The organism is Burkholderia sp. BCC1047 (genome assembly GCF_902833155.1).
Lineage (GTDB): Bacteria > Pseudomonadota > Gammaproteobacteria > Burkholderiales > Burkholderiaceae > Burkholderia > Burkholderia sola.
The window spans coordinates 107,973-120,519 of sequence record NZ_CADFEH010000013.1 but is presented as its reverse complement, the minus strand read 5'-3'; the positions used below and the strand labels follow the sequence as shown (position 1 = coordinate 120,519).

The 12,547-nt window shown below is 69.3% G+C and carries 11 protein-coding genes; 6 read left to right on the top strand and 5 right to left on the bottom strand.

Annotated features, from left to right (window positions below; genetic code table 11):
• Positions 1-44: 44 nt before the first annotated feature.
• The 4 genes from HWX55_RS15855 to HWX55_RS15840 all read right to left on the bottom strand — a co-directional run bounded on the left by HWX55_RS15855 (position 45) and on the right by HWX55_RS15840 (position 4,863).
• The gene (locus HWX55_RS15855) at positions 45-1,385 is read right to left on the bottom strand and encodes an aspartate aminotransferase family protein (RefSeq protein WP_053524879.1); all 1,341 of its coding nucleotides are present in this window, start codon (positions 1,383-1,385) and stop codon (positions 45-47) included.
• Positions 1,386-1,437: 52 nt separating this feature from the next.
• A complete protein-coding gene (locus HWX55_RS15850) occupies positions 1,438-2,940 on the bottom strand; it encodes an aldehyde dehydrogenase family protein (protein ID WP_175976405.1) in 1,503 nt (500 codons plus the stop codon).
• Positions 2,941-3,090: 150 nt separating this feature from the next.
• Positions 3,091-3,822, bottom strand: a complete 732-nt coding sequence (locus HWX55_RS15845; RefSeq protein ID WP_175976404.1) for a helix-turn-helix transcriptional regulator — start codon at positions 3,820-3,822, stop codon at positions 3,091-3,093.
• Positions 3,823-3,984: 162 nt separating this feature from the next.
• Complete coding sequence (locus HWX55_RS15840; protein WP_175976403.1) at positions 3,985-4,863, bottom strand: neutral zinc metallopeptidase; 879 nt, start codon at positions 4,861-4,863, stop codon at positions 3,985-3,987.
• 475 nt (positions 4,864-5,338) lie between these two features.
• Between HWX55_RS15840 and HWX55_RS15835 the strand changes: the two genes are divergently transcribed.
• The 5 genes from HWX55_RS15835 to HWX55_RS15815 all read left to right on the top strand — a co-directional run bounded on the left by HWX55_RS15835 (position 5,339) and on the right by HWX55_RS15815 (position 10,186).
• Complete coding sequence (locus tag HWX55_RS15835; protein WP_175976402.1) at positions 5,339-6,130, top strand: SDR family oxidoreductase; 792 nt, start codon at positions 5,339-5,341, stop codon at positions 6,128-6,130.
• A gap of 100 nt (positions 6,131-6,230) precedes the next feature.
• Complete coding sequence (locus tag HWX55_RS15830; protein ID WP_175976401.1) at positions 6,231-7,274, top strand: LysR family transcriptional regulator; 1,044 nt, start codon at positions 6,231-6,233, stop codon at positions 7,272-7,274.
• Positions 7,275-7,373: 99 nt separating this feature from the next.
• A complete protein-coding gene (locus tag HWX55_RS15825; RefSeq protein WP_175976400.1) occupies positions 7,374-8,057 on the top strand; it encodes a DUF4286 family protein in 684 nt (227 codons plus the stop codon).
• 57 nt (positions 8,058-8,114) lie between these two features.
• Positions 8,115-9,434 (top strand): MFS transporter, encoded by a 1,320-nt coding sequence (locus HWX55_RS15820; protein WP_175976447.1) that lies wholly within the window; start codon positions 8,115-8,117, stop codon positions 9,432-9,434.
• Between the two features lie 50 nt (positions 9,435-9,484).
• Complete coding sequence (locus HWX55_RS15815; RefSeq protein WP_175976399.1) at positions 9,485-10,186, top strand: DUF2848 domain-containing protein; 702 nt, start codon at positions 9,485-9,487, stop codon at positions 10,184-10,186.
• Positions 10,187-10,537: 351 nt separating this feature from the next.
• Here HWX55_RS15815 and HWX55_RS15810 read toward each other — a convergent pair whose 3' ends face one another.
• Positions 10,538-11,515 carry an NAD-dependent epimerase/dehydratase family protein gene (locus HWX55_RS15810; protein WP_175976398.1) on the bottom strand — a complete coding sequence of 326 codons (978 nt, stop codon included), beginning with the start codon at positions 11,513-11,515 and terminating at the stop codon, positions 10,538-10,540.
• A gap of 99 nt (positions 11,516-11,614) precedes the next feature.
• Here HWX55_RS15810 and HWX55_RS15805 point away from each other — a divergent pair, with 99 nt between their 5' ends.
• Positions 11,615-12,517 carry a LysR family transcriptional regulator gene (locus HWX55_RS15805; RefSeq protein WP_175976397.1) on the top strand — a complete coding sequence of 301 codons (903 nt, stop codon included), beginning with the start codon at positions 11,615-11,617 and terminating at the stop codon, positions 12,515-12,517.
• The last annotated feature ends 30 nt before the right edge of the window (positions 12,518-12,547 follow it).

The following is a 12,547-nucleotide window of genomic DNA, read 5'->3' as shown; positions in this document are numbered from 1 at the left end:
GCGTTTACCCGCCGCCGCGGGCTGGCCGCCATGCGCTCACGCCGTCACGCGAACGGCACGGCCTCGAAGCCGGCCGCGAGCGCGTCGACGATCCGGTCGAGCTGTTCGCGCTGGATCACGAGCGGCGGCGACAGGATGATCTTCGTGCCGACCGGGCGCACCAGCACGCCGTTCTCGCGCGCGACTTCCGCGACCGCGTTCGCATAGCCCGACAGCGGATCGATCGGCTCGCGTGTGTCCTTGTTCGCGACGAGATCGAGCGCGAGCATCAGCCCCTTGCCGCGCACCTCGCCGACCGCCGCGAAGCGTTCCGCGAACGGCTGCAGCGCTTCGAGCAGATACGCGCCCTGCTTCGCCGCATTCGCCGGCAGGTCCTCCTTCACGACGATGTCGAGGCTCGCGATCGCGGCCGCGCATGCGACCGGGTGGCCGGCGTACGTGTAGCCGTGCATGATCGCGCCACCGAAATCGGCATTCGCGGCGAACGCGTCCTCGATCCGCGCGTTCACGACCGTCGCGCCGAGCGGCACGTAGCCCGACGAAATCCCCTTCGCGAGACACATGATGTCCGGGCGCACGCCCCAGCCGCGGCTGCCGAACAGGCTGCCGCTGCGGCCAAAGCCCGTCACGACTTCGTCGGCGATCAGCAGCACGCCGTAGCGGTCGCACACCTCGCGCACCAGCGGCCAGTAATTGGCCGGCGGCACGATCACGCCGCCTGCGCCCTGGATCGGTTCCGCGATGAACGCGGCGACGGTGTCCGGGCTCTGGAACTGAATCTCGCGTTCGAGCATTTCCGCGCAGATCCGGCCGAGTTCCTCCGGGTCCTGCGTGAACGGGTTGCGGTACAGCCACGGCGTCTCGACGTGGAAGCAGCCGGGCAGGTTCGGCTCGTAGTTGCGGCGGAACACCGTGTTGCCGTTCACCGACGCGCCGCCGAAATGCGTGCCGTGATAGCCCTGCTTCAGCGAGATGAACTTCGTGCGATCGGCCTGGCCGCGCACCTTCCAGTACTGGCGCGCGATCTTCAGCGCGGTCTCGATCGAATCGGAGCCGCCCGAGCTGTACAGCACGCGGCGCATCCCTTCCGGTTCGAGCATGTCGATCACCTTCTTCGACAACTCCTCCGCACGCGGATGCGAGATGCCGTCGAACAGCTGGAAGTATTCGAGCTCATCGAGCTGACGCACGATCGCGTCCTTCACTTCCTGGCGGTTGTGGCCGACGTTCACGTTCCACAGGCCCGCGACGCCGTCGACGAGCTTGCGCCCCTGTTCGTCGAACACGTAGCAGCCGTCGCCGCGCACGATGCGGATCGGCTTGCGCTGTTTCATTTCGTTCGGGTGCAGCATCGGATGCCAGAATTTCGCTTCGTTGTAGCTCATTGCAATCTCCACTGTCGGATCGGTTTTTGCGGTTTTTGGATGGGCCCGCGCGTCAATGCGCGATGCAGACGGATTTGGTTTCGGTGAAGCCTTCGATCGCGTACTGGCCGAATTCGCGGCCGATGCCCGATTGCTTGTAGCCGCCGAACGGCATCGACGGATCGAGCGGGATATGGCAGTTCACCCAGACGGTGCCGGCCTCGATCCGCGGCACGAGGTTCATCACGCGCTTCAGGTCGTTGCTCCAGATGCTCGCGGCGAGGCCGTACGGCGACGCATTCGCGAGGCGTATCGCATCGGCCGCGTCGTCGAACGGCACGACGACGATCACCGGGCCGAACACCTCGTCGTGGACGATCGCGCTGTCCGGGTGCGGATCGGCGATCACGGCCGGCTTCACGTAGTAGCCGGGCAAATCGTCGGCCGGCGTGCCGCCCGCGAGGAACGTGAGGCCCGCCCGGCGCGCGCCCTCGATATGCTGGACGACCTTGTCGCGATGGTGCGCGGATACCAGCGGATTGATCTGCGCGGTCGTATCGAGGCCCGCACCGAGCTTCATCGACTGGGCGACGCCGGCGAGGCCGTCCGCGAGTTGCGCGAACTTGCTGCGATGCACATAGATGCGCGACGCGGCCGCGCACACCTGCCCCTGGTTGAAGAACGCGCCGGCGGCGACGCCATCGAGCGCCTGCGCGACGTCGACGTCGTCGAGCATCACGAGCGGGTTCTTGCCGCCGAGTTCGAGCGAGAAGCGCGTCATGTTCTGCACGGCCGCCGCGCCAACCAGCTTGCCGGTCGCGGTCGACCCCGTGAACGAGATCTTCGCGATCGACGGGTGGCTCGCGAGCGCCGAACCGCAGACGCGCCCGCCCGTGACCACGTTGAACACACCGGGCGGCACGCCGGCTTCACGCACGAGTTCGGCGAGGCGCAGCGCGGTGAGCGGCGTTTCCGGCGACGGCTTCAGCACGATCGTGCAGCCGGCCGCGAGCGCGGGAATCAGCTTCCACACCGCGATCATCAGCGGGAAATTCCACGGCACGATCGCGGCGACCACGCCGACAGGCTCCTTGCGCGTATAGGCCGTATAGCGCGCGCCGGGCGGGAACGGGATCGACACGTCGAGCGTCTGGCCGGTGATCTTGGTCGCCCAGCCGGCCATGTAGCGCACGTATTCGACGCTCGCGCCGACTTCGACCGCGCGCGACACGTGAATCGACTTGCCCTGGTTCAGTGTTTCGAGTTGCGCGAGCGTTTCGGCGTCGGCTTCGATCAGGTCCGCGAGTTTCAGCAGGATGCGTTCGCGGTCGGCCGGCCGCAGCCCGCTCCACACGCGCGTGTCGAACGCGTGTTTCGCGCTGGCGACCGCTCGGTCGACGTCGTGTTCATCTGCATCGGCGACGGTCGCGAGCCGCTCGCCCGTGGCGGGGTCGTACACGTCGAGCCGGGCAGCCGCGTGCGCGGGCTGCATGGCACCGTCGATGAAGAGGCCGAAGTCGCGCGCAACGAAGGTGCGCACGGTGTCGCTGACGGCGACGAAGTTCGTGTTGCTCATGGGCGTCTCGTTGATTGTCGTGGCTGGACCGCGTGCCGCTGAGGCACGCGGGCGTCGGACCACTGTATCGACGAGGAATCACGCCGGGTGAGCGCAAATTGGCAGCGCGTGATCGGCAAGACGATCGCGCAGCGTGCCGCGCGATCCCGATTACAGGAACAACGCCCCGACCAGCTCCGTGCGATTCGACACGCCGAGCTTGCGGTACATCCGCATCAGGTGCGTCTTGATCGTCGGCGGCCCGAGCGCGAGATCGCGCGCGATCTCCTTGTTCGAGCGGCCGTCGCGCACGAGTCGCGCGATTTGTTCCTCGCGATAGGTGAGCCGCTCCGCGCAATCGATCCGGTGGATGCCGCGCCGCGCACGCAGCAGCGGACTCAGCGCGGCTTCGGCGACCGGCTGCAGCCGCGCGAGCGCGTCGATCTCGCCGGGCGCGAACCGTCGTGCGGTGCCGTTGCCGTTCGCATCGCCGATGCCGAAGCGCAGCAGCGAGAACGCGCCGACCGTCCGGCCCGCGTCGTCGCGCAGCCAGATCTCGACGACGTCGGCCACGTCGTGCCGTCGCAGAAAACGGGTCCAGTACGCGGACGCGGCGCGTCGTTCGTCAGGCAATTGAGACGCGAGCGTGACGACCGCGCATTCGCCCGCCGCGCAGCGCGACGGATGCAGCGGATCGAGCATCCGGTAGCGGGCGACATAGGTGCGGTGCATCGATTCCGGCATCCCGAACAGCTCGAAATCGGCCGGCTCGCCGCTCTGGTCGAGCCGGTAGAACACGATCGCCGACGGGCTCGCGAACGCGTCGAATGCATCCACGCATGCGCGCAACGCGCGTCGCCAATCGGCGGGAGCGTGGTCGGTGGGGGCGGACAAGGTAGACATGGGAATCGGCTGGCGCGCGAATGCATCGAATCTGGACGTCCGGGCCAGCGTACCGACGCCGAACAGCGCCGGTGAGCACAAATCGGCAATTCGTCCCGGGCCGGCCAGGGCGGCCGGTTCAACCGGGACGATACGGGCGCGCGAAGGGGCGCGCGCCTCGGTTCAGCGCGCGTTCGCGGCGAACGTGTCGCAGGCGCTCACCTCGCCCGACTCCATCCCGCGCCGCAGCCAGTACACGCGCTGCTCGCTGGTGCCATGCGTGAAGCTTTCGGGCACGACGTAGCCTTGCCCTTGCTGCTGCAGCCGGTCGTCGCCGATCGCGGCTGCGGCCTTCAGCCCCTGCTCGAAATCGCCCGGCTCCATCAGCCGCTGGTTCGCGCGCTGCGCGTTGTTCGCCCACACGCCGGCAAAGCAGTCGGCTTGCAGCTCCATCCGTACCGACAGCGCATTCGCACGCGACTGGCTCGACCGCCGGCGCGCGGCGTCGACCTTGTCGGCGATGCCGAGCAGGTTCTGCACGTGATGGCCGACTTCGTGCGCAATCACGTAGGCCTGCGCGAAATCGCCGCCCGCGCCGAAACGCTTGCGCAGTTCGTCGTAGAAGCCGAGATCGATATACACGTTGCGGTCGCCCGGGCAGTAGAACGGCCCCATCGCGGTCTGGCCGGTGCCGCACGCGGTCGGCGTCGAGTTCGTGAACATCACGAGCTTCGGCGGTTGGTACTGCGCATGCAGTTGCGTGTTGAACACGCCCGTCCACGTGCGTTCGATATTGCCGAGCACCTTGCGCGTGAACACCGCGCCGGGATCGTTCGCCGGCGCGCCCTGATGCTGGGTCGGCGCGGGCTGCGCCTGCTGCTGCCTGCCCTGCAGCGCCGACGCGCCTTCGAGCACGACGCGCGGGTCGATCCCGAAGAAATACGATGCGGCCAGCGCGACCACGATCGTGCCGATGCCGATCGTCGCGCGCCCACCGCCGAACCCGCCGCCGCCGCGTCGATCCTCGACGTTGGCGCTTTCTCTTTCGTCGTCCAGCCTCATTGCCGGCCCCTCCCTGTTCTTGTCGATGGTCCGGCCGCGCCAGCGCGCAACCGGGCGATATGCCGTGGCGACACGAGCCGTCGGCGGACGCGATACCTGCGCTTCGGGCGCCCGGTCGCACCGATCCGGCCTGCCGCGCCCTTGCCTGCCGCGCCCTTGCCGGCCGCACCCTTGCCGGCCGCACCCTTGCTGGCCGCACCCTTGCTGGCCGCACCATTCGTACGACGGAATCGACCGCCGACGCGCCGCGCGTCGTTGCACGCGCCCGCTCACGCTATTTTGCCGGGCTTTCGCGGCTTATCGCAAAAATGTGGAGGATAGAGCGATTCGGCGGCGGACATCGTCAGCCTTTGCAAAATGGGCCTCGGCCGGCTGGGCTCGGCCGTCCGGACGACCCGCGTTCATCCTTTAGGCGGATACCGGTGCGCGCCGGCGCCGCCTAAAGTGGCTGGAACGCATCCTCCCGGAGAACGACATGACGCACCCGCCACCCCGCACGATCGCGATTACCGGCGCAGGCACCGGCATCGGCGCCGCGTGCGCGCGCCGCTTCGCCCACCGCGGCAACCGCGTCGTGCTGATCGGTCGCCGCCAGGCACCGCTCGACGCACTGGCTGCGGAAACGGGCGGCCTCGCGCTGGCCGGCGACGCCGCCAGCCCCGCCGACTGGGCCGGCTTCCTGCCGCGCATCGCCGAACGCTTCGGCCGCGTCGATGCGCTCGTCGCCTGCGCGGGCGGCCACGGCATCGGCCGCGCGGACGAAACCGACGACGCGCAATGGCGCGACGCGATGCACGCGAACCTCGATACCGCATTCGTCAGCGCACGCGCATGCCTGCCCGACCTGATCGTGCAGCGCGGCAATATCGTGCTGGTCGCGTCGATCGCGGCGCTCGCGGCCGGGCCCGGCGTATGCGGCTACACGGTCGGCAAGCACGCGCTGCTGGGGCTGGCACGATCGCTCGCACGCGACTACGGCCCGCACGGCGTGCGCGCGAACGCCGTCTGCCCGGGCTGGGTCCGCACGCCGATGGCCGATGCGGAAATGGAACCGCTGATGGCCACGCACGGCGATTCGCTCGACGATGCGTACGCCCGCGTGAGCGCCGACGTGCCGCTGCGGCGCGCGGCCGATCCCGACGAGATCGCGGCCGTCTGCGCGTTCCTGGCGTCGCCGGACGCGTCGTTCGTGACCGGCGCGACGCTCGTCGCGGACGGCGGCGCGATGGTCGTCGACGTGCCGACGCTCGCGTTCGACCGGCTTTGACGCCACCGGAAGGCGTCACGCGTGCCTGCCCGCTTCCGAATCCATTAACATCGTCCCGATCCGCCGCCTGGCGCGGCACCGCCTCACCGTTCGGGATTCGATGAACATCCGGTTTCTGGAAACTTTCGTCTGGCTCGCGAAGCTGGAAAACTTCCGGCTCACGGCCGAGAAACTGCACACGACGCAGGCCGCCGTGTCGAGCCGCATCGCCTCGCTCGAGGAAGCGTTCGACGTGCGCCTGTTCGACCGCAACACGCGCTCGGCCACGCTCACGCCCGCGGGCCGGCGCATGCTGGCCTACGCGGAGCGGATCGTGCGGCTCGACGGCGAAATGCGGCGCGACATCGATGCGGCGAGCGACGCCGGCCTGATCCGGATCGGCGTGATCGAATCGATCGTGCACAGCTGGTTCCCCGCGCTGATGGCGCAACTGCGCGAACGCTATCCGCGCCTCGACGTCGAGATCACGAGCGACACGACGCTGCACCTGATCCGGCTGCTCAGCACCGACGGCGTCGACCTGATCCTGCAGACCGATCCGGTGCCGGGCCCGGACTTCACGAACCTGCCGCTGGGCGAATTCCCGGTGCGCTGGGCCGCGAGCCCGCGCCTCGGGCTCGGCGGCCAGCCGCTCGACGTCGCGCGCCTGGCCGGGTTTCCGATCATCAGCTTCTCGCGTCACTCGGCGCCGCACGCGACGATCGAGCGGCTGTTCGCGGCGGTCGAACGGCCGGCCAGCATCAACTGCATCACGTCGGTCGCCGCGATGATCCGCCTCGTCGCCGACGGGCTCGGCGTGGCTGCGCTGCCGCCTGCGATCATCGGGCGCGAACTGCACGAAGGCACGCTCGAACTGCTCGACGTCGAACCGGAATTCCCGGCGCTGCCGCTCGTCGCGACGTACCGCAGCCAGGGGCTGCCGGTCGCCGCGCGCATCGCGGAACTCGCGAGCGAAGTCGCGCGTGCGACGGCGGCTGCCGCGAACCTCGCGAAGCCGGCCGCCGCCGATCGCGTCGACGCAACGCCCGCGCGCAGCGCAACCGCGACCAAGACGACTACGCGTGCGAAAACGAGGCCGAAGCGCACGACGAAAGCCGCCTCGTCTGCCGCGCCCGCCGCAAAACGCCCTCCGCGCCGCTCATAAGAAAACCTGTTCACCGCGAATTTGTTTTCTTGTTGGACGGGCGCGGGCCCTCTTCGGGACACTGGGGTTCCTGACATCCCCGTCACGAGGAACCCCGCGATGACCCGCCTTTCCCTTCCGCACGGCCAACTCTGCGTCTGGACGGATATCGACCCCGCGCACGAAGCCGATTTCAACGCGTGGTACGACCGCGAGCACATGCAGGAGCGTGTCGCGATTCCCGGCTTCACGCATGCGCGGCGGTTTCGCGCGACCGACGGCGGTCCGCGCCGATACCTCGCGCTGTATGTGACGGACGCGCTCGACGTGTTCCACGGCGATGCGTACCGGCGCGCATTCACGCAGCAGACCGCGTGGTCGCTCGCGAACTTCGAACGCATGACGGGCACGCAGCGGCGCGTCGGCGAGCTGACGATCGAGGCCGGCGACGGCGAAGGCGCGCATCTCGCGCTGTTCGTGCTGCCGCCGGATCGCATCGACGTGCCGCAACTGCGCGAGCGTTTCGACGCTGCGCTGCAAGAACCGGGCATCCATGCCGCGCGGCTCTTCCGCACGTCACCGGAGCTGTCCGCGCCGATCGGCGCCGCGGCAGCCGCCCGTCCTGCCGCCGATGCGCTGGTGCTGATCGAAGGCAGCGACGCAGCCGCCACGCGCCGCGTGGCCGCCACGCTCGCCGCACACGACGACGTGCGCACCTTCGACCTGCTGTGGCGCGCCGCCGCACCGGTGCCCGCGCGGCGACGCGAAATCGAACCGGCCGCCGCTGCCGCGCTGCCAGCCTGAACGCTCGACGCCAACGCCCACGCCGGCCTCGCGCTTCACCCCGTCACCCGTCACGACCTGCCCGATACCATGAGCACTCTCGCCCAGCCCGCCGCCCACGCGCCCCGCCGTGTCCGCAACAGCCGACTCGCGACCGCGAGCATGATCGGCACGTCGCTCGAGTGGTACGACTTCACGATCTACAACACGCTCGCCGCGCTCGTTTTCAACCACCTGTTCTTCCCGTCGGTCGATCCGCTGGCCGGCACGATCCTCGCGTTCTCGACCTATGCGGTCGGCTACGTGTCGCGCCCGCTCGGCGGCTTCGTGTTCGGCAACCTCGGCGACCGCATCGGCCGCCGCGCGGTGCTGATGCTCACGCTCGTGCTGATGGGCGTGACGACCGCGCTGATGGGCGCGCTGCCGACCTATGCGCAGGCCGGCATCCTGAGCCCGATCCTGCTCGTCGCGCTGCGTTTCGTGCAGGGCGTCGCGCTCGGCGGCGAATGGGCCGGCGCGGTGCTGCTGTCGGTCGAGCACGGCGACCAGAAACGACGCGGGCTGTCCGCGTCGTGGACGCAGATCGGCCCATCGTTCGGCACGCTGCTCGGCACCGGCTGCATCGCGCTCGTCACGCTGTCGACCACGTCCGACAATTTCCTGTCATGGGGCTGGCGCGTGCCGTTCGCGGCCAGCGCGCTGCTCGTCGCGTTCGGCTTCTGGGTGCGTCGCGGCGTCGACGAAACGCCGCAGTTCGAGCAGCTCGCCGAATCGCACGCGACCGCCGAAGTGCCCGTCGCCGACGTGCTGAAGTACCACTGGAAGCGCCTGCTGATCGCGGGCGGCTCGCGAATCGGCTCGGACGTGCTGTATGCGCTGATCGTCGTGTTCACGCTGACCTACGTGACGACCGTGCTGCACCTGTCGCGCCCCGTCGCGCTGACGGCCGTGATGATCGGCACGGCGTGCAACGCGCTCGCGGTGCCGTTCTTCGGTGCGCTGTCGGACCGTTTCGGCCGCCGCCCCGTGTATCTCGCCGGCGCAATGGCCGGGATCGTGTGGGCGTTCGTGTTTTTCACGCTGCTCGATTCCGCGCGCCCCGTGGCGATCGTCGCGGCCGTCGCGATCGGCCTCGTGATCCATGCGGTGATGTACGGCCCGCAGGGCGCGTTCGTGACCGAACAGTTCCCGACGCGCGTGCGCTATGCGGGCTCGTCGCTCGCGTACACGCTCGCCGGCATCGTCGGCGGCGGCTTCGCGCCGCTCGTGATCGCCGCGCTGTTCCGGCAGACGGGCACGACGACGGCCGTGTCGCTGTACGTCACCGCCGCGCTCGTCGTCACGTCGATCGCGCTCGTCGCCGCGCGCGAGACCGCGCACCGGCCGCTCGAGGATTGAGCGTCGCCGCCAGCCCCAGTCATTCCTTCGCACTTCAAACGGATAACCGCATGCCAACCCTGTCGTTCAACGTGATTTCCCTGCAAGGTGCGCCGGCCGCCGTCGACGTCGACATCGAACGCGTCGTGATCGCCGGCTGGGCCGGTCGCGACCCGGCCGCGATCCAGGCGCACATCGACGAACTCGCGGCGCTCGGCGTCGCGCCGCCGTCGACCACGCCGTGCTTCTATCGCGTGTCGTCCGCACTGCTCACGCAGGCGCCGTCGATCGGCGTGCTCGGCGCGCGCTCGGGCGGCGAGATCGAATGCGTGCTGGTGGACAGCCCGGCCGGCACGCTGGTCACGATCGGCTCCGATCACACGGATCGCGAAGTCGAAGCGTACGGCGTCGCCGTGTCGAAGCAGGTGTGCGCGAAGCCGCTCGGCCGCGACGCGTGGCGTCATGCGGATGTCGCCGATCACTGGGATGCGCTCGAGCTGCGTTCGTGGCTGATCGCGCGCGACGGCGAGCGGCGCGCATACCAGCACGGCGCGGTCAGCGGCCTGCTCGCGCCCGACGCGCTGTGGCATCGGTTCGACGATCGCCGCACGATGCCCGCGCGCTGCGCGATGTATGGCGGGACCGTCCCCGTGCATGGCGCGATCGCGGCGATGGGCGACGGCGATGCGTTCGAGATGGAACTGCACGATCCGGTGCTCGGACGCAGCCTCACGCATCGGTATGCGGTCGAGGTATTGCCGGTCGTGGCTTGACCGCGAACGGAAAACCGCACGGGACGCGGGCACGACGGCCGTCAGTCGTCGCGCCTGTTCCTACCTGTACGACTCAAAGCAGTGGTAGTCCGGGAAGTTGAACTGTGAGTTGCCGCAGTACAGCACACCTGCCAGGTTGGTACACCCGCTCAAAGTGAACATGATTGCTCCCGCAACCGACGCTTTCCAGCCGAAATGCAACATCTCGCCCCCGTTTTCACCTTATCGGTGTCGACTGACATGATGCGCATCGGACGCACGCGGGTATGTGGAGAATTGTGACCCCGGGCTTCTTCGGTTCGCCGTGACGTGTTTCCGTGCCCGGACGAAACCCGTGCTACCCGCCGTTGCTCACCCGAGACACCCGAGCCCCGCCAGCGTCGCCTCCACCGCCGTATCGAGCGGCGTGACCGGCTCGCGGCCGAGCACCGCGGTCACGCGCGCGTTGTCCATCCGGATCGGTTCGCGCCACAGGTAACGCATCTCGAGCAATTCGCGCAGCGTCGTGACGAACGGCGCAGCCACGTACACGAGCCACCACGGGAAATCGCGCAGCGCCGGCCGCATGCCGTGCCGCTGCGCGACGCGTTGCACGGCCAGCGCCATCTGCATGCCGTCTTCATCCCAATGCCCGCCCAGATGAAAACGCGCGAACGGCTCCAGCGTCTCGCGCCGCTCGATCAGCTCGAGCATCGTGCGCGCCACGTCCGGCACATACGACCATTGATGGCCGACACCGCGGCTCGGCACGCTGATGGCCGAAACGGGCCGCCCCGGCTTGATCAGCCCCTGCGAAAACCAGCTGTTGCCGAGCTGCGGTCCGAAGAAATCACCGGCACGCACGACGATCGAACGCACGCCGTGCACGCTGGCGTCCTGCAGCCGGCGCTCCAGTTCGACGCGGATCGCGCCCTTGCGCGTCGCCGGATGCTGCGGCGCATCTTCCCTCAGCACCGGAAACGCATCGGCGCCGAAGTTGTAGACCGTGCCCGGCAGCACGACGGTGGCCTGCGCGGCCCGGGCCGCCGCGATTGTGTTGTCGATCATCGGCAGCACCTGCGTGGCCCAGTTCCGGTATCCGGGCGGGTTCACCGCATGCACGATCACGCTGCAGCCGCGCGCCGCGCACACCACCGCAGCGCGATCCAGCGCGTCGCCGCGCACCCACGCGATGCCGTCGCGCTCCACGACCTCGGCATCGAGCCCGCGCTTGAGCGCCCGCACCTGCCAGCCCGCGTCGCGCAACTGCCGCGCGACTTCCCCGCCGATCCCGCCGCTCGCGCCCAGCACGAGTGCCTGCCGTTGCGTCCCGCCTGCGTTTGCCAACATTGCCGCTCTCCTTGAATGGCGCCATCACGACACGCATTCTGACGCGCCGGTCGCTATCAAGGAATTGCCGAACCTATCGGATCAGCTATACATTTATGCATGGCCACCGATCTGAACTGGGAACGCTACCGCACCTTCCTCGCGGTCCTGACGGAAGGCTCGCTGTCCGGCGCGGCGCGCGCGCTCGGCATCACGCAGCCGACGGCCGGCCGCCATGTCGCGGCGCTCGAAGCCGCGTTCGGCCAGACGCTGTTCACGCGTTCGCCGACCGGCCTGCTGCCGACCGAGGCCGCGCTCGCGCTGCGCGGCCATGCGGAGGCGCTGCGCAGCGCGGCGGCGGCGTTCGAGCGCGCGGCGGCCAGCCACGGCGCCGGCGTGCGCGGCATCGTACGGATCTCGGCCAGCGACGTGATCGCCGTCGAGGTGCTGCCGCCGATGCTCGCGCAGCTCCGGCGCGACCATCCGGGACTCGTGATCGAACTGGTGCCGACCGACCGCATCCAGGACGTGCTGAAGCGCGAGGCCGACATCGCGGTCCGGATGGCGCCGCCCGCGCAGGACGCGCTCGTCGCGCGGCGCGTCGGCGCAATCGAGGTCGGGCTGTATGCGCGCGACGATTACCTGGCGCACCACGGCGCGCCCGCGACGACCGACGCGCTCGCGCATCACGCGCTGATCGGCTTCGATACGGTCACGCCGTTCATCCGCTCGGCCGGGCGCGGCATGCCGCTGTGGAAGCGCGATGCGTTCGCGCTGCGCACCGACAGCAACCTCGCGCAGCTCGCGATGATCCGTGCCGGCTACGGGATCGGCTTCTGCCAGACGGCGCTCGCGAAACGCGACGCGCGGCTCGTGCGCGTGCTGCCCGACGGCCCCGCGATGCGGCTGGAAACCTGGGTCGTGATGCACGAAGACCTGCGGACGAGCCCGCGCTGCCGCGCCGTGTTCGATGCACTGGCCAATGGGCTGCGTGCGTATGCGGACGGTGAGGTCACCGAGTAGAAAGCGGTGGGCGCGAATCGCGCGGCCGCG